Here is a 20,115-nt window from a genome sequence, read left to right as displayed (position 1 = left end):
CAGGACGCGCGTGACCACTTGTCCGCCGAAGATGTGCGCGTCTCAAGGGTGACTCACTCAGGGCGGCCCTCGTAGCTTAAGTTCTCGCGGGCGCGGTGGCGACCGACCTTCTCGCGCTGCACGGAGGCGACCCTCGGGCGGTACGCATCGTCAACGAGGCCCTGACCTTGGCCCAACCCCCGCCACCGAGGTAAAGGCCCGCGTCAAAAAGTCCCGTGGATGGCCATGCGGAGGCTCCTGCCGCGTCCCGCCGGTTAGTGACGACCACGGCGACGGTGGACGCGGTCGAGGACGCACAGCCCCGGTTGTCCTTCGGCGCATGCAGTACTGCGACGGGCTACCTTCCTAGAGCCGTCATCTACCGGTCTCACCTCGGCGCTCCTTGCGACTCCCTATGAACGCCTTCGTGCAAGGCAGTCCTGAGCTGCAGCCACACAGGCAGCGGGGGCAGGGCTCCGCAATTCGTTTGCAGCGATCGTCAACGGAGCCTCCTCGCGAGCAACGCAGGCTAGGCATCGCGCCCTGATGATGGTGTCATGGTGAGCCTCAGGTTAGGAGGCGTCGTCCATGGGTCAGCACGCGGCCGAAGCTCCGCCAATACCCGCCGAAGCTGGAAGTTCCGACACGAAGCCCCCCAGCCCGGAACAGCCGCAACGGCGAGTCAAACTCGGCTGTCTCCCGAGATCGGCGGGCTCTGAATGAACGCGCAGTGCGTCACAACGTTGAGGTCCGCAGTGCCACGCCATGCCTGACAACGCGGGAAGTCCTGACCTGGAGGGAGTCGATCCGGTCATTGTCGCAATACACGACGGTGCCACGTGGGAGCACGTCTTCACCGCGTGCGACTTTGCCTCGGCTTGGGTGCTCGACCCGCAGCTCGAAACAAACGTGCGGGCACTAAGCTTCTCGCTGTCGCGCGAGCAGGCACGCTTGCGGGTAGAGCTGAACGCGATCGCGGGACTCCTAGCTGACTGCCGCTCATTCGGGATCCTTGAAGCCATCAGCCGTCGCTACGTTGATGTGGAGTCCCTGCACGTTGTGCGCTACGGCATGATTGAGTCTGAGGCCGGCCTCGAGCGACACGCTTCCGTTCCGGAATTAAAGAAGGCAATAGGCCTTATCCAGCGAGCGTTGGCGGACCGGGAGTTGTTCCTAGCACCTCCGCGAATGCGACGAGAGCTGGAGTTCCGGCTGAGCCTAGCATTGACTCGCTTGGCTACCAGCACTCAATCGTGGCAGGCGCTTCGTGAATCCATAGACTGGGCACAAAGGGGTCTTCTTAATTCCCTTCCTGGCAGCCCGCTGCGACGGTCGTTCCAGCATACCCTTACGACTAACGAGATGATTAGGGCAGACTGGACTAGCGATCCATCTAGTAGCGACTCGGTCATCGAAAGCATGAGGAGCATGGCGGCTGCCACGGATGTCGGGACAGTCGAGAGCAGCGTTGCTCATGAAGGCCTCGGCAACGCCCTGATGCAGTCGTTTCTCAGGAATGGGAAAGTAGTCGATCTAGAGGAAGCGGTCAAATCCTACCGGCGCGCCGTCGCCGATGGCGGCGCCGCTAGACCATCAACGCATGGAAACCTTGCGCAAGCTCTTTTTCGACAATACCGCGTAACTGGGGAGGCGACTCTACTCAATGAGGCAGTGAACGATGCCGAGGTATGCGTGGCTACTACCCCCGAGGACGCCCGACAACTCCCTGGCCGTCTTGCAAACCTTGGAACCCTGCTGCGGGAAAGGCAGCAGAGGGCGGACGCCCATGAGCCAAGTGACCTCTGGCGGGCATTGGGCCTTCATCGTAACGCATTGGAGTTGGCGATACAGCAAGCTCCGGCGACAGTTTTCGAGGTTGCGAATGACCTGGCGCTGACCCTGCTCGCCGCTGCGGCAATGACCTCCAGCGGCAACCTTATCAATGAGGCTGTCACGGTGGCTCGGCAAGGCTTCGAGGCATGTCCAGCGGGCCACCAATCCTACGCTCTACATGCAGGGACCCTGGGAGCAGCACTGCTGGCGCGTCACGATATCGATGGGGTGCCGGAAACGCGTCATGAAGCCGTTGACCTCTTGCGAATCGCCACTGAACGAACGAGTGACCAGGACATCCGTAAGCCTGGGCGGTTATCTAACTTGGCGCTAGCGCTGCAGAAGTCCTATCGGGCTGAAGGATCGCTCGCCGCGCTGGAGGAAGCGATTGGTTTCGCTAGTAAGGCCGTAGAGTTGGCTCATCCGATGGATGCAGATCGAGAAGTATACTTTTCCACCCTCGCCAGTGCGCATGACTACAGATACGAAATACACCGAGACCGCAGGGATCTCGCGGGTGCGATCAATCACTTCCATAGTGCGGTTGAAGCTGCACCCGATCAATCCGAAGGACTTCCGGTTCATCTAAGTAACTTGGCCTCTTCGTTGATGACCAGGTACTGGCTGGGAGAATACGCTGAGGATCTCGATGCGGCGCTGGAGTACTTCGGTGAAGCTCTCGAACGAGCCGGCTCGACGTCTTCAAGCAGGCCCCTCATCCAGGCTCAAGCGGTTGAAGCTCTGGTGGCGCGCTTCAGGAGGGATGGGAAAGCTGGAGACGCAGACCGCGCCGTAGAGCTGGCGAGCCACGCTGCAGAACTCGCCCCCCTGGCGTCCGGAGATCATTACGCGGCTTTGATCGAACTGGGCCACGCTCTCTCGGCACGCGCTGATGCAACCGGCAGCCCTAGTGATGACGAGAAGGCGAAAGCAGCATGGTTAGAGGTCTATGAAACGTCGCTCGACGGTTTTGCATCGGCGGCGCTTGCGGCCGCGATCGCATTGGCGAGTCGTTGCGAAGCCGTAGGCGACAGTTCAGCAGCTGCACACGCCTACAAGTGTGCACTTGAGGCAGAGCGTCGCGTTTACCAAGCACAGGTACTGCGAGAGGACAAGGAGGCGTGGCTTTCGAATACGCGCACAATCTTCGTCGATGCGGCCTTCGCCTTTGCGCGCGTAGCTGATTACCAGGCTGCTGTCCTTGCTCTCGAGTCGGGGCGTGTTCGCCTCCTGTCAGAGCGACTCGACCGTGATGGGGCTGACCTGGAAGAATTTGCACGCCGAGGCCATTCAGGACTTGGAGAAGCGTTCCGGGCGGCGGTGGAGCGGGTCAATGCCTTGGACGTGACGTTGATCGCAGACAAGCTCACTTCCGACTATACGAGCCTCCGCCGGGAAACCTACGACAGTGCGCGGCAGGCGCAGCGAGAGTTGGAAAGCATCCTTCAGAACATCCGACGTCTTCCTGAAATGTCTGACTTCCTGGCGCCGACTAGTTGGGAGGATGTCTGTGGCGCTTCAGGAGTAGCGCCCCTCGCATATTTTGTCGCCGGCGAGACAGGCGGGCTCATCTTGCTTGTTCGGCCGACTGGCATTCAATGTCTCAGTCCCCAAGAGTTGCCGGACTTCACTGCCCCTGGGGTTCTTGCTTTCGTCTCCAGGTTGCTAGATGACCGCGAGAACAATTTCCCGGCATGGGAAGGAACTCTCGACGACTGCCTGAAGTGGCTCTGGAAGGCGGCGGTCGGGCCGTTCTTGAAATTGGCTGCGGATTGCGAATCGGTTGACGTCGTCGCGACAGGTCTTCTCGCCCTTCTGCCGCTACACGCAGCCTCGACTGATAGTCCGAGGGGTCGAGTATTCGCGGATGAAGGATTGGTGTGGCGCTACGTCCCGAGTGGTAAGAGTCGGCCGACGACCTCCGGTCGGTCCCGGCACCTGCTTAATCGCAAATCGCTGGTAGTGTACTCGCCCGATCAGCCCAACCACGAGAAGTTGCGCGGGGCCGACGAGGAAGCGCGTGCCCTATTGGGCTCCAGGGAAGTCGTAGGCCTGAGTGGTGCCGACGCGACTGTAGACAACGTCCTAACTGAGATGCGAGGGGTCCAACTCGTTCACTTCGCCTGCCATGCCGAGGCAAATCTGTGGGAGCCGCTCAGCAGTGCGTTCATCCTCGCAGGCGAGGATAAGCTGAGTGTCCGACAACTGTTAGGCGTGACGCGGGGTGAGTTGGACTTGGCCGTGCTGGCGGCGTGTGAGAGCGGATTCCCCGGTCCTCGCATCCCGGATGAACTGGTGGCTCTAAGTAGTGCGTTGCTTGTTGCAGGCTCTACTGCTGTTGTGGCCTCCCTGTGGAGGGTGTCCGACGTCGCCACGCATCTCCTCATGACAGAGTTTTACAGGCGCATGGAGGAAGGTGCATCTCCGTCCGTCGCGTTGCGAGACTCGCAGGTATGGCTTCGAATGCACGGTGGTGAACGGAGTGCTGGGCCGCTCTCCTCACCCGTACCGAACCATGTCGGCGAGTTCGCCCATCCCTCGTTATGGGCCGGATTCACATATGTCGGCGGACGATGACTAGGAGTGGCAATGAGCGAAGTCAACGACGAGGCCATCGGTGATCAGGGAGGAATGGTTTCCCGCTTAATGGTTCCTGTGGAATTAATGACCTCGGTGGAGGCTGATTCACTCAGTGAGGAGTTGCGCGACGCGGGGCTCCCGTCGGTCGTGCAGAGAAGTCATGGTCTGGTGACGCGGTCATCCGCTGCGCAGGAAGTTTGGCTTGCTCTATCTGATCCAGCGGTTCAAATACTGTTGGGGGCGGCTGGGTCCGCGTTGTGGGACGGCGTCGTCGCAGTCCTCGGTCGCCGGATTGCGTCGAAGGGCGTGCGGTGCGTTGTCGCGGTGCGGGGTGGAGGACGAACAATTAAGGTCGTGGTGAATGGATCGATGGGGGATGTACAGGCGGCGCTGAAGTCGATCCCCGATGTGTTGGGGTCTGAAAGCCGACAAGGCATAGAAGCGACCAAGGACGGCGGGTCGTAGCGAGGAGCGGCATGGTGCTGATCGGCGGACGTGCGCTTCAGAGGATGCCGTCGATGGCCGAGTCGACGATGCGTGTGGCGCTTGGAGTGGGCAACGTAATGGCCCGGTGCTTTAACTACGACCTCGCCCCCATCGACAGGGATAGATCGGTGGCGTCAGCAGCCAGTCCCCTCCCGAGTCGGCTCTCGGGCGGAGTGCTCGTGACCACAGTGGGACTCACCGCGCCTGGCAGCTGTCAGTCGTCCCGAACCAGATGGTCGTCCGCTGGCTCAGTAGCTGTGCAAAGCATGACATTGAGGGGGCGGGCATTTCCGCGCCGCGGTCGCCCCTTTCATCGCGATCGCGAACGTGCTCAACGGCAACCGGCGCTACGCCCGGGTGGCCGCCGGGCCGGGCGGCGCGACCGTCGACGCGGAGGTTGCCCACATCGTCGGCATCCCGCCGCGTGGCCCTCGACGGCAGCTGACCCGCGAGGCCGCATGCCTGCTGCGCATCGCGTGGCAGACCAAACTCACCGCGCGCGTAATCCTCGCTGGTCCTTCTGTCTGCTGACCCACGCTGACTTCGTCGCACGCGACGAAGCACTGCGGCCAAGCTCCTAACGATCCCTCGTTCGCGTGTTCCCACCCCTGGGCCGCAGCGGGCTACAGGTCCTTTGCGACTTGAACATTTTCGGCGTCCATCCGAGCACGTATGGAGTCTCGTTCCCCCTTGGTCCGAGTAAACATTGCATCTTGGATCGGACCGAAGGGCCCAAAGTCGGCGTACACATCGCCGGGTGGGTAGAACCCGGTCCAACAGGCTGTGATCATGAGAATTACAATCACCCAGGCATACCCGGGTTCGATGTAGACGAGTGTCTCTGGAGGGGATGGCCGACGGCTCGGAGGGCGACGCGTGTACGGCGGGCCGCCTTGGCTGGCCTGCGGGGGCCTGCGCGTTGCGGTGATCGCACTACCGCTCTGGCCAACATCAGCTTGTACTACTGGGCCGAGGTCGATCGGTGACTGCGGTGGCTCATCAGGGCGGGCATCCATTTTCTGATCTGGCGTGGTGACGCGTGGCGGGGGAATCGGCGGGAGTACGGCGGTGTGTGTCCGGCCGGACTGCTGCCTCGGGTCCACCTCTGTGACTGGAGACCGGGTTTCGCTCAGTCCCGCCAACACCTGCTCGATTGCCTCACCGAAGGCAGCGGCACCGGCGTACCGGTTCGCCGGGGTCTTATGCAGCGCCTTAAGAATGAGGTCGCGGACAGGGCGCGGCACGTCATTCGGTAGCGGCGGCGGATTCCGCTCCAGGTGCATGCGGAGCACTTCGACACGGTTGTCGGATTCGAATGGCCGGTACCCTGCAAGGGACTCGAAGCCCACGACGCCGAGGGCGTACACGTCGGAGTGCTCTGTCGCCTTCTCGCCCCTGGCTTGTTCTGGAGACACATACTGGGCTGTGCCGAGTACTTGACCTTCGGCCGTAAGCGCCGTTGAGTCGCGCGCCAAGGCGATACCGAAGTCGGTCAACTTCACGACGCCGTTGGGCTGGACCATCAGGTTGCCCGGCTTCACATCCCGGTGAACGATCCCCATCTGGTGGGCGGCGGCAAGCCCTGCTGCCGCTTGGCGCATGATGACGAGTGTTTCGCTCGGTGTCAGCCGGTGGCGGGTCGCCAGGAGCGAGGCCAGCGACGATCCCGGGACCAACTCCATGATCATGTAGGCAGCGCGGCCGCCGTCAGCCGTTGTGTCTTCGCCGTAGTCGTGGACTGCCGCGATGCTGGGATGGGCCAGGCGGGCAGCGTTCTGTGCCTCGCGGCGCCATCGGGTAAGGAACATCGGGTCACCGACGTACTCCATGCGCATCACCTTCGCTGCGACCTGCCGGTCCAGTACGCGGTCATGCGCGGTCCAGACCTCACCCATGCCGCCCCGGGCGCGCAACGCCACCGCCGTGTAGCGCCCTCCGAGCAGAGCACCCGTAGTGATCGTCACCTGATGCTCCTCGCTTCGAGGCCGCCGGTTGTGGTGCTGACCCGTCACGGGGCGGCGAGCCCAGCGACACAGTCAGCTTAAATCGGCCGCGCCTTCCCGCGCTGTCCGTTCAGAGCCTGACCTTTGTCCTGAGCGCGTCGTCGGGCAACGGTGCGCTTGGTCGTTCGCATAGGCGCGTTCTCGGTTGGCGGCGCGCGAGGCCGCGGTGTTCGGAGCGGTGCACGCCGTGCAGCGGCACCGGTCCTTGACGTAGGCGGCCCTGGTGCCGTGGACGTGCCGGCGCCCTGCATGGCTGCACACGCGCGTGGTGCGCGTGCCGGCACGGCCCGCGCGCCGGGCGGTCCGTTCTAGAGCCAGCCGGTGCTTGGCGCAGGAGTGTCGGGGATGGTGGGCATCGGCCAGCGGCGTGCTGGCGTAGTCGGCGGTGTAGCCGCAGCTCGAGCAGGTCCGGGTGGTCCTCATCGCCAGCGCGGATGCCGGGGTAAGACCGGGGGGCGGCTGTTCTCTGGTATTCGGCCGGGAACGCCGGCTTGGAGCAGTACGTCGTCGATCCAGTCGGTGCGGATCGTGCCGGCGTCCCCAATGTGCTCGTCGAACGCCATCGCGGTGAGCCGGGAGGCGATGGCCGACCACGCGGGGTTGGACAGTGACCGTTCAATGTGGGCCTCGACGGTGTGGCGATCGATGTAGGCGACGCTCGCTTCGAGCAAGTCAGCCAGGTCGGTCAGCAGCCGGTATGTGTCGCCGCTGTAGGCGCTGACCAGGGCCACGCATAGCCGATGTCGGTTGGCCGCCGCGTCGAGCTCCTTAGGGTCGGCCACGAGGGACTGCGACGGATCGCTCGGTGTGTTGGTCGAGACGTCGTGCGGAATCGCCTCGTGGGCGTGGCTCGGCATCGGTGCTCCTCCCGGCAACTGGTGCTCGCGTCGGGAGCAGGCGCCGGGGAGATTGAGTAGTGACACCTCGATTAGGGAGGCCTCGGTCGCCGTCGGGTTCGGCGCTGCTGCGCGTAGCCGAGAGTGGGCGGCGGCGCGTCAGCGAAGGCTGCATGTGAGTAGCGAACGACAGGCTGACCGATGCGCTCAGTGCGTCCGACGAGGCCTCGACCTGACACGGCGAGAGCTGTGGCAGCGACCGAGCGCGCGGGTCGGCCGTCCGGTCTGGACTGAGGCGTGCGGCCGCCGCATCGCCGGCGGCAGCTTGCTACTCGTGTCGGTCGCAGCCGGCGCGCTGGGTGACGAACGGGTCAGCACGCACCTGGCTGCACCGAGCGGCTCCTGGGGCCGGCGTCAGCGACCTTCTAGGTGCTCGACCGGCTCGCGCAGCGGTCGGCGCAATGGGCTCGTTTGACCACCATTTTGACCACCATTCGAGTCCGTCCGCCCTCGTCCGCGGTCGTACGCCGAAGACCGACCGAGCCGCTGACCAGGACAAACGGACGTTGGCGAATTAGAGCGGACCCCCCGCCGACGACTGGGGGTCTCCGGATCCATGACCCATCGTGACCCGGGGTACCGACAGTCCAGGTGCGTCTGGGGGGGTGTGTCGACCGGCTCGGTACCGTCCGTTCTTCGTTCAGACGGAGGAGGACGTGCCCGTGCCCAGACGCGTGCAAAGGCCTCGCTCGCAAGTCGCGCTGGAGGTGCAGCGTGTGCGGTCGATGCGAGATGCGGTCGAGAAGTTCGCGGCCACCATCCACATGATCGAGCAGCACGAGGGTTCCGAGTCCGAGATCGGGGATGCCCTCGAAGAATTGATGACGAGGGCCCCGCTCGTGGAGACCATCCTGGAGTCCTTGGAGGAGCTGCCCTACAAGCCTGATCCGAGTTCCTGGGGTGGGCACCCAGGTCAGGCCTACCTGGGCTACCGGCCCTACTGCATGCGCGCCTACGGCAAGCTCCGGGACCGGCAGCTCATCGCATCGATCCAGTCACCCGGGCCGTCCCTGAGCGCGACGCGGCTGCACCCGTGGGTGTGGGACTCGGCTGGCTCCCTCTGGAACGACGGTCACCACCGGCAGGCCGTGAGCGCTGCCGCTGGGGTCATCTCCGCTCAGACGCAGGCCCTCCTGGGCCGCGACGACGTGGCCGACCAGGAGCTCATGAAGGAGGCGGTCAGCCTCAACGAGCCAACCGAGGGCGCTGCCCGACTCAGGGTGGCGGCGAGCATGGCCAGCAGGTCCGGTCGAGCGTTACAACAGGGTGCACTCAACCTGGCCCAGGGAGTCTTCGGGTACATCCGAAACCCGGCGACGCACGAGACCGGGGAGTGGGATGAGCAGGAGGCGTTGGAGAAGCTCGCGACCCTCAGCGTCTTGGCCCGCATGATCGAAGGGGGGCGAGGTTGTTCGGGTCCCGCCCGCCACGGCTGAGTAGGGCTCGGACCCGTGCGGCGTCTACCCGGGCGCTAAGGGCCTAGCGGGGGGTCTCTGCTGTGCCGAGGATCCGGTGGATGGTTGGGCGGCTCGCCCCGACGGCCTTGCTGATCTCGGAGATCGTCACACCGCTCTTGCACATGAGCTGGGCTGTCTTCACCTGCTCTGGGGTCAGTGCCCGGGGGCGGCCGGTGTGCTTGCCCCGCGCCGCGGCCGCCTGCCGGGCTGCGGACGCGATCGAAGTTGTTCGTCATCGTCGGCAACGGACGTCGCAACCGCCGCACCACCGGAGTTGTGATGGCGAGGGTCTTCGGGAAGCGCGCGTGGTTGCAGTCGTAGAAGCAGCCACGCTCGGCGTCGCGGCGGGGTCTGCTCTGGGACACACCAGCACGCGCCCGATGCGGGCGTCGTAGTCGGTCGATGAGAGCGGGCCCAGCAGACCCCGTCCCCCCGCAGTCGGCAGTGCCACCGAACTGCTGAACCCGGCTCCCACGGCCAGCGTATGGCGGGTGGCGGCCCGCCGGAGGAGGCGTCAGGCGCCCGCCCTGCCGACGAAGGTAAGTGGCGTGGCGCCGCTGAACCGACGCGGGGCCGAGTTCCACATTCGTTTGCCGCGGCCAAAGCAACTGCGGGGAAGAGTGCCAGGAGGAAAAACGCCGACGGGCCGTGCAATTAATCTTGTCGTACAGGCATCGTTTACTCATCGAAAACGTACCCAGATGAGCTCACGCAGCTAACGTCGACCAACGGTATAACTGCTGGTCGGAGCCATAAATCACAAATTGTCAACGTTGATCAACTAGGTTAAGATCAAATTGCAGGTTATAGGTTCAAGTCCTATCGGGGGAGCACAGCAAGCCCCTGGCCAGCGGAGACGCAGGTCAGGGGCCTTCTCGTGTCCGGGACTGGTGCACGGGTCCGTCACCGTTCCCTCTCAGGAGAGAGCGGTGACGCAGCCGCCGGTGAGCTCCCGCGATCGGTGGCCTTGTCGGGGGAGTGCCCACGGTCCCCGGATCGTCAGGAGTCTTCTGGTCGATCCGGGGTCGGGGGCGTGGAGTCCTGTCCGGCGAGGGTCAGGCGGTGGCGGAGCTGTCGGACTCGCGGGGGACCTCGACGAGCGGCTGGCTCTGCCAGTGCGCCCACTCGGCGCTGACGTTGCCGGCCGTGCGCTGCAGCAACGGCAGGTGGTCGGACAGGAGCTGGTCGATCGAGGTCTCCGCCGCATGGACGGTGACGTTCATGGCGGCGCGTACCGCACCGGTCCCGTCGCGCACCGGGACGGCGACCGAGCGGATGCCCGGTGCGAGCTCCTCGTCGGCCAGGGCCCATCCTCGCGCCCGGACCTCGGTGAGCTGATCCCGCAACTGCTCGGTCGACCGACCGATGAACGGCGGGAGTCCGGCCCGGCTGGGCTCGGCCAGGGTGGCGTCCAGCTCCTTCGGGGTCAGCGCAGCCAGCAGCACCTTGCCCTGCGAGGTCTGAGCCGCAGGGAAGCGGGTCCCGACCGCCACGCGGAGGGTGATCAGCTTCGGCACCGAGACACGCGCGACGTAGACGATGTCCGAGCCGTCCAGCTGGGACATCGACGACGACTCGCCGGTACGTCCGACCAGCTCTTCCATGTGCGGTCGGGCGATGTCCCACAGACCCAGTGCGTTGATGTAGGCCATTCCCAGGGTCAGCACCTTGGGGGTCAGCTCGAACGACGTGCCGACGGATCGGACGAAGCCGAGCTCCTCGAGCGTGAGGAGCAGTCGGCGAGCGGTCGGCCGCGCCAGATCTGCCGCCGTCGCCACCTCGGTGAGGGACATGCTGCGGTGGGCAGGGCTGAAGCACGCCAGCACGTCGAGCCCGCGTGCCAGCGCTTCTACGAAGTCAGGTCCTGCTCCACGACCGGCCATGTGTCCCCTCATTCCCCGACCTGGCGGCCGACCGGAAAAGTGGGCGCACCGCACTGTGGCAGCACGCCAGTCCGCTGTGCTTCGCCGCGCCGGACGTCGACGTCCATGGCCCCGCAGCCCCCGTGGGGCCCGGCGGGGTCGTCACCCGGCTGTGCACGTTCGTCATCAGCCCCTCCAGCGCTCGGACCTGCGTCCGCATGCCGGTTCCGGATGGGTCGATGGGTAGACGATCGACGCACTGGGCGGGTCGTGTCAAGGCCCGCGCCGACCCTCGTCATGGCCAAGAACCGGGCTGCTTGACTCCCCGCAAGTGTGACGGAAGACTCATTCAGCAGTGAGCGGACTCGCGTCCGTCTGCCGGTCGGGGAAGGGGAGGGTACGACGATGACCGCGCCGCAGCCTGGTGTTCGCGCACCAAGGAGGACGTGGGTCGTCGCCCGGTCTCCCGGTGGCCGGCTCCTCGGGGACCCTGGCCCGGCCCTCCACCTGCCCGAGCCGAAGACCAATGGAGGTCCTCATGGCTGAACTGGCCGCGGTCATCGCGTCCACCCACCACCCCTTCTACTACCGGGCGAGCACGGCCACCGGTGCGGATCGGCCGCCGTTCGCCGACGAGTGGGTGGCGAAGATCGAGGCGTTCCGGGAGACGCTCACCCGCGCGGAGCCCGACGTCCTGGTGATGGTCGGCAGCGACCATTTCCACCAGCTGTGGCTGGACAACATGCCGCAGTTCCTGGTGGGCAAGGCGCCGTTCTTCGACGCGAACTTCCACAACGAGGAGCGGGAGTTCGGGCTGCCGAAGATGACGTTGCGCGGTGAGGAGGACCTGGCGGCGCACCTGCTGCGGGACGGGCTGGACCGGGACTTCGACCTGGCGTTCAGCAACGAGCTGCGGATCGACCACAGCATCACCTGCCCGATCATCACGCTGCGCCCGCAGGCGGACCTGCCGATCGTGCCGATCTACACCAACATCTTCGCCCCGCCGCTGCCGCAGCCGAAGCGGTTCGTGCAGCTGGGCCGGGCGATCCGGGAGATGGTGGAGTCCTGGGAGAGCGACAAGCGGGTGGCGGTGATCGGCACCGGGCACCTGTCCCTGGAACTCGGCGGGCCGCGGCAGTTCGGTGAGCACGGGCCGGACCCGGAGTTCGACCGCAAGGCCGTCGAGTGGATCGCCAGCGGTGACATCGAGGGCTGCCTGGCCGAGGTGTCCCTGGAGTCCCTGCACCACCCGGGCAACGCCACCCACGGGTTCATGGACTTCATGCTGATGATGGGCGTGGCCGGGGAGGGCGCGAAGGCCGACCACGTGGACACCCTGGACCTGTTCCACACCATGGAGGCGTACTTCACCTGGTACCCCAACGGGGTCCCGAGCGGCAGCGGGGTGTCGGCATGAGCAAGTACCTGCTGGACAAGTTCCTCTACACGGTGGACCGGGACCCGGAGCTGACCGAGCGCTACCGGGAGGACCCGGCCGGCACGGTCACCTGGTGGGAGGCCGAGATGGCCAACACCGTCCTGAACTGCATCCTGGCGGAGAAGACCACCTGGCTGGCCTTCACCGACGCCGAACGGCGGGCGCTGGCCGAGCACGACCACGTCGCACTGTTCGAGATGGGCGCGCACCCGTTCCTGACGCTCACCCTGTTCATCGCGCTGTTCGAGCGCGACCACGGGCCGATGGAGTACCAGCGCGCCTACGGCAAGGCCATGGAGCACATCTCCATGCCCTACCCCGACATCGCGACCTGAGCGACGCCGGCTCGGTCGACGAGCCGCCCAGGAGAGGGGTCCGCAGCGCACCCGCCGACGGCTTCGGACACCCGTCCGGAGCCGTCGGCGGCCTGCGCCCCGGCGCCTCGTCCCGCCTGCCGGGAAGGCGCTCCCCGAGGACCTGAAGCCGGCTCCGTGTGGTCCTTGACACAGTGTTCCGCCGTCGTGCATCGTCGCCGTTGTCCGCATCGCGGACGTGTGTCCACGCGCAGCTGTCTGTTCTCTCGGAAGGACCCGCGACATGACCACCACGGAGACCGCCCCGACCTACTCCGGGGACATCTACACCGACGCGGCGCTCCTGGAGCCCTATGAGGACTACCGCGCGCTGCGCGAGCTTGGCCCCGCGGTGTGGCTCGAGAAGCACGGCGCCTACGCCGTCGCGCGCTACGACGAGGCCCGCGCTGTCCTCATGGACAGCGACACGTTCCGTTCTGCCAACGGCATCGCGCTCAACGAGCCGGCCAACGAGGCCATCCTCGGCTGCACGCTGGCCAGCGACGGCGAGCTCCACGCGCACCTGCGTCAGGTCGTGGCGCACCGGCTGACCCCCCGTGCCCTGCGGCCGATGAAGGACCTGGTCCGGGAGCGGGCCGACGAGCTGGTGGCCGAGCTGGTCGAGCGGAGGTCCTTCGACGCCGTCGCGGACCTCGCCCGGGCACTCCCGCTCTCGATCGTGCCGGACTTCATCGGCTGGCCGCAGGAGGGCCGGGAGCACCTGCTGCGCTGGGCCGGCGCCAACTTCGACTCCTTCGGGCCGATGAACGAGCGCGCCCAGCGGGCGATGCCCCAGTGCGGTGAGATGGCCGCGTTCGGGGCCGAGGTGGTCCGCACGGGCAACGTCCTGCCCGGCAGCCTCGGCGCCGGGGTGCTCGAGGCCCGGGACAAGGGCGAGGTGACCACCGAGCAGACGATGATGCTGATGCTCGACTACCTGGCGCCCTCGCTGGACACCACCATCAGCGCGGTCGGCAGTGCGATCTGGCTGTTCTCCCAGCACCCGGACCAGTGGGACCTCCTCCGCAAGGACCCCAGTCTGATCCCGAACGCGGTCAACGAGATCGTCCGCATCGAGTCGCCGATCCGTGCCTTCGGCCGGCTGGCGAACGAGGACACCGAGATCGGCGGCGTGCCGATCCCGGCCGGCTCTCGGGTGCTGGTCATCTACGCCTCGGCCAACCGCGACGAGCGCAAGTTCGAGCGGCCCGACGAGTTCGACGTGACCCGCCGGGACGCCGTCCATCAGCTCGGCTTCGGCCTCGGCGACCACGGCTGCGCCGGCCAGGGCCTCGCCCGGATGGAGACCGAGTCGCTCCTGCACGCCCTCGCCCAGCGGGTCACCAGGTTCCACCTCGGGGAGACCGAGCGGGCACTGAACAACCTGATCCGGGCCTTCGGCACAGTTCGGGTCACCGTCGACACGGAGGACTGACGTGAAGATCGAGGTCGACTACAAGCGGTGCGAGGGGCACGGCCTCTGCGAGGACCAGGCCCCCGACGTCTTCGAGCTCGACGACGAGGGCGACCTGATCTACCAGTTCGAGGGGCAGGACGTCCCCGCCGAGCACCAGACGGCTGCTGCGCGGGGTGCGGCGGCCTGCCCGGTGGCCGCGCTCCGAGTCGTCCAGTGACGCCGGTCCCCGCCGACGGGCACGTCGTCATCGTCGGGGGTTCGATCGCCGCTGCGACCGCGGCGCGGTCCCTCCGCAACCGGGGGCACGCCGGGCGGGTCACCCTGATCAGCAGTGAGGACCACCCGCCCTATGCCCGTCCGCCGCTGTCCAAGGCGGTCCTGACCGGCACCGACGTCCCCGAGTCGGCGTACCTGCCCGAGCTCGAGGGCGTCGAGCTGCTGCTGGGCGTGCCGGCGGTCGGCCTGGACCCCGCCGCCCGTACGGTCGCCCTGGCCGATGGCCGGGAGGTCGGCTACGACGGGCTGGTCATCGCGACCGGCGCCCGGGCGCGGACGCTGCCCGGGGGAGGGGACCGGGTCTACACGCTGCGCGACCTCGGTGACGCGCAGGAGCTGGGGCAGCTGATGCGTCAGGGCGCCCGGCTGCTCGTCGTCGGTGGCGGGCCACTCGGCATGGAGGTGGCCTCCGTCGGGCGGGAGCTGGGCACGGAGGTGACGCTGGTCAGCGACACGCCCCCCATGGAGGCGCTGCTGGGCGCCCACCTGGGTGGCCTCCTCGTCGAGGCCGCCACCGCGGCCGGGGTGGAGATCGTCCGGCAGCCGGTCAGCGAGATGCAGCAGGACCAGGCCGGTCGTCCGGTCGCCGTCCTGGCCGATGGCCGGCGGGTCGACGGCGACGTGGCCTTCGTGGCGATCGGCTGCCAGCCGAACGTGGAGTGGCTGGCCGGGAGCGGGTTGGCGGCCGGCCCGCGCGGCCTCGAGGTGGACGAGTACCTGAGGGTCGCGCCGGGCATCGTCGCGGCCGGTGACGTGGTCGCGTTCCCGGCGGAGTCCGGCTGCCGGCGGACGCCGTACTGGCAGTCCGCCTTCGACCAGGCGGTGACCGCCGTGGAGGTGCTGCTGGGCAGCGGGGACGCGCCCCACCTGCCGCGCCCCTACTTCTGGACCGAGCAGTTCGGCCACCACGTCAAACTGGTCGGCTCGGTGGTCGGGGACGACGCACCCGAGGAGCTGCCCGCTGCGGCGGGCACCGTGATGCGGTGGCGCGGATCGAACGGCGCACCGGTGGGTGCTGCGGGCATCGACTGCCCGCTGTCGATCACCAAGCTGCGCAAGCTGCTGGCCTCCGCGTAGGAGGCCCGCCGGTCGCCGACCCGGACCAAGCGCCGTCCTCCCCGACCCACGTGGGCCGGGGAGGACGGTGCGTTCAGGCGTTGGTGGGGAAACCGAGGTCCACGCCGCTGCCGCGCCGGGCGGACGGTGCCAGCCACCGGCTGGTGACCGCCTTGCCGCGCGTGTAGAACTGCACGCCCTCCTGACCGTGGACGTGCAGGTCGCCGAAGAGCGACTGCTTCCAGCCGCCGAAGGAGTAGTAGGCCATCGGCACCGGGACGGAGACGTTGATGCCGACCATGCCCACCTCGACCTCCTCCTGGAAGCGGCGGGCCGCCCAGCCGTCGTTGGTGAAGATCGCCGTCCCGTTGCCGTAGGGGTTGGCGTTCACCAGCGCGAGGGCCTCGTCGTAGGTCTCCACGCGCACGACCTGCAGCACCGGGCCGAAGACCTCCTCGCGGTAGACCTCCATCGCCGGCGTGACGTGGTCCAGCAGGGTGGGGCCCAGCCAGAAGCCGTCGGGGTGGCCGGCCACCTGGACGTCGCGGCCGTCGACCACGGGCGCGGCCCCCTCGGCGATGCCCGATCCGACCAGCCGGGCCACGCGGTCGCGGTGGGCCTCGGTGATGAGCGGCCCCATGTCCGACCCCGGCTCGGTGCCGGGGCCGACCTGCAGCCGGCCGATCCGGTCCTGCACGGCGGCGACGAACGGGTCGGCCGCGGCACCGACGGCGACGACGACGGAGACGGCCATGCAGCGCTCCCCGGCCGAGCCGAAGCCGGCCGAGACGGCCGCGTCGGCCGCGGCGTCGACGTCGGCGTCGGGCAGGACGACCATGTGGTTCTTCGCACCGCCGAGGGCCTGGAACCGCTTCCCGTGCCCGACCGCCTCCTGGGCGACCGTCCGGGCGACGGGGGTGGACCCGACGAAGGACACGGCGGCCACGTCGGGGTGGGCCAGCAGGGCCTCGACGGCACGCCGGTCCCCGTTGACGACGCTGAACACGCCGTTGGGGAGCCCGGCCTGCGCCCACAGCTCGGCGACCAGCGTGGACACCGAGGGGTCGCGCTCGCTGGGCTTGAGCACGAAGGCGTTGCCGCAGGCGATGGCCACCGGGTGCATCCACATGGGCACCATGACCGGGAAGTTGAACGGCGAGATGCCGGCGACGACCCCCAGCGGCTGCCGGATCGAGTGGCTGTCCACGCCGGTGGACACGTTCGCGCTGAAGCCGCCCTTGAGGAGGTGCGGGATGCCGCAGGCGAAGTCGGCGACCTCCAGGCCGCGGGCCACCTCGCCGGCGGCGTCGGAGAGCACCTTGCCGTGCTGCGCGGTGATGACCCGGGCCAGCTCGTCGGTGTGCCGGGACACCAGCTCGCGGAAGGCGAACAGCACGGCGCTGCGCTTGGCCAGCGAGGTGGCGGCCCACTCGCGTCCGGCCAGGGCGGCCGTCTGCACCGCCTGGTCGACGTCCGCGGCCGAGGCGAGGGCCACCCGCCCGGAGACGGCGCCGGTCGCCGGGTCGCGGAGGTCGGCGAACTCGCCCGACGTCCCCTCCCACGACTTGCCCCCGACCCAGTGCAGGGTGTCCGTGCTGTTCTGGTCCTGGTTCATGTGCTGCCTCTCGGATGGGTTGCTGCGGAGAGCGGGCGGACGGTCGGTCAGCGGCGCATGTCGACGACGGCGCGACCGACCACCTCGCCGCGGGACAGGGCCTGGTAGGCGGCGTCGGCCTCGGCGAGGCCGTACCGGCGGGTGATCAGCTCGGACGGGCGGATCACGCCGCGGGCCGCCAGGTCGAGGAGCTGCGGCATGTCGCTGCGGGCCCGGGCGCCGTAGGAACCGAGGATGCGCAGCTTGCGCCGCACGATGCGGGCGAGATCGACCTCTCCGGTCCTGCCTGCGGGGGCGATCCCCACGATGACCGCCCGGCCGCCGTCGTCGAGCACGTCGACCGCGGTGGCGAAGGTGCTGGGGTGCCCGAGCGCCTCGAAGGACACGTCCACGCCCCGTCCGCCGGTGAGCTCCCGGACGGCTGCGACGGGGTCGCACGTGGAGGCGTCCACCGTGTGCGTGGCACCGAGCGCCTTCGCCGCCTCGAGCTTGTCGGCGGCGCGGTCGACGGCGATGATCGTGCCCGCGCCGGCCGCGTGGGCGAACTGGACGAGTGCCGAGCCGATGCCGCCGGTCGCGACGATGGCCACGGTCTCGCCCAGCCGCAGCTCGGCCACGTTGTGCACGGCGCCGAACGCGGTGAACGCACTGCAGCCGAGCACGGCGGCGTCGTGCAGGTCCAGGCCGTCGGGCACGGCGAAGACGTCAGTCGCCGGGACGACGCAGTACTCGGCGAGCCCGCCCATCGAGTACATCCAGAGGGGGTCGCCGTCGGCCCGCGCCAGCCGCGTCTCGCCGTCGTAGAGCGTCCCCCGCAGCCGGTTGTAGCCGAAGAACGTCTCGCAGAGGTCCTCGTGCCCGCGCACACAGTGCCGGCAGGTGCCGCACGGCATGATGAACGCGCAGACCACCCGGTCGCCGACGGCGACGGTGGAGACGTCCGGTCCGATCTCCGCGACGATGCCGGACACCTCGTGGCCCAGGACGCAGGGCGTCGGGAAGGCCACCTCCCGCTTCATCACGTGCAGGTCGGTGTGGCAGACCCCGCAGGCGGCGACCTCCAGGAGCACCTCCCCGCGCCGGGGGGTGGGGCGCGGGATCTCCTCGATCGTCAGGCTCGGGGTCTCGCCGGTGAAGACGGCTGCGCGCACGAAGGCTCCTCGTGGGTCGTGGACGAACAGGTGGTGGGCGGCTGGCGGAGGGTGCCGCTCAGGCGTGCGCCGGACCGCTCGCTGCAGCGCCGTCCGCATACCGATCGGTCGTACGTTGCGGGCTCCGGTGTGGTGTGTCAAGACGCACAGTGAGCGGAAGATGCGGGGATCGAGGCGGGCCGAAGTGTGGCCCTTGACACGTTCCGCGTGGGCCCTGAGACTACGAACGGATGGTTGTCCGGTCAACGGACAGCGCATCGGTGACGCAGTTCGTCATCGGCAGTCCGCACGGGCCGGGACCGGCCGTCAAGCCTCCGGGCACCGCTGAGGACGACCGTCGCACCGCCCTTCCACCTGACCGCACAGCCTTGCTCAGCAGAAGAGGAGCCACCATGACGACGACCGCACCTGACACGGCGGATCGACCGGACCTCGTAGCCGCAGCCCGCGAGATCGCGCCCCTCATCCGGGAGCAGGCTGCTGCCAACGAGGCCGGCGGCAAACTGACCGACGCGGTGGCGGACGCGCTGCACGACAAGCGCCTGTTCGGCATGTGGACCCCCGTCTCCCTGGGCGGTGCGGAGCTCGACCCGATGGCGTCGCTGGAGGTCATCCAGACGATCGCGGAGGCCGACCCGTCGACCGCGTGGGTGCTGATGGCCGCGTCCCTGGCGACCGGCACCGGCGGCGCCTACCTCAGCGACGACGCCGTCGCCGAGATGTTCAAGGGCGACCGGCTGCCCGTCGTCGCCGGGCAGGGCACCCGCCCGGGCCGGGCGGTGCGGTCCGGCGACGGGTACCGGCTGTCCGGTGAGTGGGGCTTCGCCTCCGGCATCAAGCACGCCCAGTGGATCCACACCCTCGGCATCGTGGAGGACACCGGCCAGCCGCTGATCTTCGTCCTGCCGGTCGACCAGGCGACGCTCGCCGACGACTCGTGGAACGTCATGGGCCTGAAGGCGACCGGGAGCATCGACTACACCACCGACGACGTCTACGTCCCGGCCTACTTCACTCACGAGGGGCCGACGGAGACCCCGCAGCGCGGTGGCTGGATCTTCAAGCTGGGCATCATGCACTTCGCGCTCATCGGCCACTCGGCCTGGGCGCTCGGCGTGGCCCGTCGCATGCTGGACGACCTCGCCACGCAGGTCCGGGCGAAGGCCGGCCGCGCCGGCACCGTGGCCGACAGCACCCGCTTCCAGGCCCAGTACGGCGAGCTGGAGGCCAGGTACCACGCTGCCCAGGCCTTCGTGCAGCAGGTCTGGCAGGACGCCACCGAGACGCTGCAGAACGGTGGCGAGCTGAGCGTCGACCAGCGCACCAAGCTGCGCCTCGCCCTGTACAACGCCACCTGGTCGGCCGAGGCCATCAGCGTCGAGGTCTACCGGGCAGCGGGGACGTCGGCCCTGCGCACCGGCCCGATGCAGCAGTACTTCCGCGACATGCACGCCGGCACCCAGCACGTCACCTCGGCGCCGGGTGTCATCGAGGGCTGCGGCAGGCAGCTCGCCGGCCTGGCCCCCGACCACACCTGGCTCTACATGAACCTGGTGCCGCAGGGCTGACCGTCGACCGTGGGTGGCCGGACCAGGACCGGTCCGGCCACCCACGCACGGCACGTGGCCGACCAGCCGGACGGTCGGGGCCCGGGCCACTGCTCCACGCCGAAGAGGCGGGCAGCCACCGAACGGTGGCTGGGCCCGTGCC

Annotated in this window: 16 protein-coding genes; 10 read left to right on the top strand and 6 right to left on the bottom strand. The window is 67.9% G+C overall.

All coding sequences use genetic code 11. From position 1 onward, the window contains the following. Positions 1–930 precede the first annotated feature (930 nt). From O2W20_RS14540 to O2W20_RS14530, 3 genes are all read left to right on the top strand, one after another. Positions 931–4,389 carry a CHAT domain-containing protein gene (locus tag O2W20_RS14540; RefSeq protein WP_269171463.1) on the top strand — a complete coding sequence of 1,153 codons (3,459 nt, stop codon included), beginning with the start codon at positions 931–933 and terminating at the stop codon, positions 4,387–4,389. Positions 4,390–4,401: 12 nt separating this feature from the next. Then, the gene (locus tag O2W20_RS14535; protein WP_269171464.1) at positions 4,402–4,857 is read left to right on the top strand and encodes a hypothetical protein; all 456 of its coding nucleotides are present in this window, start codon (positions 4,402–4,404) and stop codon (positions 4,855–4,857) included. A gap of 348 nt (positions 4,858–5,205) precedes the next feature. Next, positions 5,206–5,409 carry a hypothetical protein gene (locus O2W20_RS14530; protein ID WP_269171465.1) on the top strand — a complete coding sequence of 68 codons (204 nt, stop codon included), beginning with the start codon at positions 5,206–5,208 and terminating at the stop codon, positions 5,407–5,409. Positions 5,410–5,501: 92 nt separating this feature from the next. Here O2W20_RS14530 and O2W20_RS14525 read toward each other — a convergent pair whose 3' ends face one another. Both O2W20_RS14525 and O2W20_RS14520 read right to left on the bottom strand, forming a co-directional pair. Further along, the gene (locus tag O2W20_RS14525) at positions 5,502–6,842 is read right to left on the bottom strand and encodes a protein kinase domain-containing protein (protein ID WP_269171466.1); all 1,341 of its coding nucleotides are present in this window, start codon (positions 6,840–6,842) and stop codon (positions 5,502–5,504) included. 458 nt (positions 6,843–7,300) lie between these two features. Beyond that, positions 7,301–7,738 carry a hypothetical protein gene (locus O2W20_RS14520; RefSeq protein WP_269171467.1) on the bottom strand — a complete coding sequence of 146 codons (438 nt, stop codon included), beginning with the start codon at positions 7,736–7,738 and terminating at the stop codon, positions 7,301–7,303. 764 nt (positions 7,739–8,502) lie between these two features. Here O2W20_RS14520 and O2W20_RS14515 point away from each other — a divergent pair. After that, on the top strand, positions 8,503–9,213 hold the full coding sequence (locus O2W20_RS14515) for a TIGR02391 family protein (RefSeq protein ID WP_269171923.1): 711 nt from the start codon (positions 8,503–8,505) through the stop codon (positions 9,211–9,213). Between the two features lie 43 nt (positions 9,214–9,256). Here the strand turns inward: O2W20_RS14515 and O2W20_RS22810 are convergent, their stop codons facing one another. Both O2W20_RS22810 and O2W20_RS14510 read right to left on the bottom strand, forming a co-directional pair. Further along, positions 9,257–9,454, bottom strand: coding sequence for a helix-turn-helix domain-containing protein (locus O2W20_RS22810; protein ID WP_442928940.1), 198 nt, complete (start codon positions 9,452–9,454; stop codon positions 9,257–9,259). A gap of 835 nt (positions 9,455–10,289) precedes the next feature. After that, positions 10,290–11,117 carry an IclR family transcriptional regulator domain-containing protein gene (locus tag O2W20_RS14510; protein ID WP_269171468.1) on the bottom strand — a complete coding sequence of 276 codons (828 nt, stop codon included), beginning with the start codon at positions 11,115–11,117 and terminating at the stop codon, positions 10,290–10,292. Positions 11,118–11,634: 517 nt separating this feature from the next. Between O2W20_RS14510 and O2W20_RS14505 the strand changes: the two genes are divergently transcribed. The 5 genes from O2W20_RS14505 to O2W20_RS14485 all read left to right on the top strand — a co-directional run bounded on the left by O2W20_RS14505 (position 11,635) and on the right by O2W20_RS14485 (position 15,660). Further along, complete coding sequence (locus O2W20_RS14505) at positions 11,635–12,516, top strand: extradiol ring-cleavage dioxygenase (RefSeq protein WP_269171469.1); 882 nt, start codon at positions 11,635–11,637, stop codon at positions 12,514–12,516. Further along, positions 12,513–12,872: a hypothetical protein gene (locus tag O2W20_RS14500; RefSeq protein WP_269171470.1), complete on the top strand. Its 360-nt coding sequence runs from the start codon at positions 12,513–12,515 to the stop codon at positions 12,870–12,872. The genes O2W20_RS14505 and O2W20_RS14500 overlap by 4 nt, the downstream gene beginning before the upstream one ends. A 262-nt stretch (positions 12,873–13,134) precedes the next feature. Next, complete coding sequence (locus O2W20_RS14495) at positions 13,135–14,325, top strand: cytochrome P450 (RefSeq protein WP_269171471.1); 1,191 nt, start codon at positions 13,135–13,137, stop codon at positions 14,323–14,325. Position 14,326: 1 nt separating this feature from the next. After that, positions 14,327–14,524 carry a ferredoxin gene (locus O2W20_RS14490; RefSeq protein WP_036341558.1) on the top strand — a complete coding sequence of 66 codons (198 nt, stop codon included), beginning with the start codon at positions 14,327–14,329 and terminating at the stop codon, positions 14,522–14,524. Then, the gene (locus tag O2W20_RS14485; RefSeq protein ID WP_269171473.1) at positions 14,521–15,660 is read left to right on the top strand and encodes an NAD(P)/FAD-dependent oxidoreductase; all 1,140 of its coding nucleotides are present in this window, start codon (positions 14,521–14,523) and stop codon (positions 15,658–15,660) included. Before O2W20_RS14490 ends, O2W20_RS14485 begins: the two co-directional genes overlap by 4 nt. 73 nt (positions 15,661–15,733) lie before the next feature. On the opposite strand, the gene O2W20_RS14480 is transcribed toward O2W20_RS14485, so the two are convergent. After that, positions 15,734–17,254 carry a CoA-acylating methylmalonate-semialdehyde dehydrogenase gene (locus tag O2W20_RS14480; protein ID WP_269171474.1) on the bottom strand — a complete coding sequence of 507 codons (1,521 nt, stop codon included), beginning with the start codon at positions 17,252–17,254 and terminating at the stop codon, positions 15,734–15,736. A 47-nt stretch (positions 17,255–17,301) separates the two neighbouring features. Next, positions 17,302–18,405: a zinc-binding dehydrogenase gene (locus tag O2W20_RS14475; protein ID WP_269171475.1), complete on the bottom strand. Its 1,104-nt coding sequence runs from the start codon at positions 18,403–18,405 to the stop codon at positions 17,302–17,304. A gap of 392 nt (positions 18,406–18,797) precedes the next feature. Here O2W20_RS14475 and O2W20_RS14470 point away from each other — a divergent pair, with 392 nt between their 5' ends. Continuing rightward, complete coding sequence (locus O2W20_RS14470) at positions 18,798–19,973, top strand: acyl-CoA dehydrogenase family protein (protein ID WP_269171476.1); 1,176 nt, start codon at positions 18,798–18,800, stop codon at positions 19,971–19,973. The last annotated feature ends 142 nt before the right edge of the window (positions 19,974–20,115 follow it).

Origin of the sequence: Modestobacter sp. VKM Ac-2982, assembly GCF_026967935.1 — a bacterium.
Classification (GTDB): domain Bacteria; phylum Actinomycetota; class Actinomycetes; order Mycobacteriales; family Geodermatophilaceae; genus Modestobacter.
The sequence above is the reverse complement of the archived record's forward strand: the minus strand, read 5'-3'. Positions and strand labels throughout refer to the sequence as shown.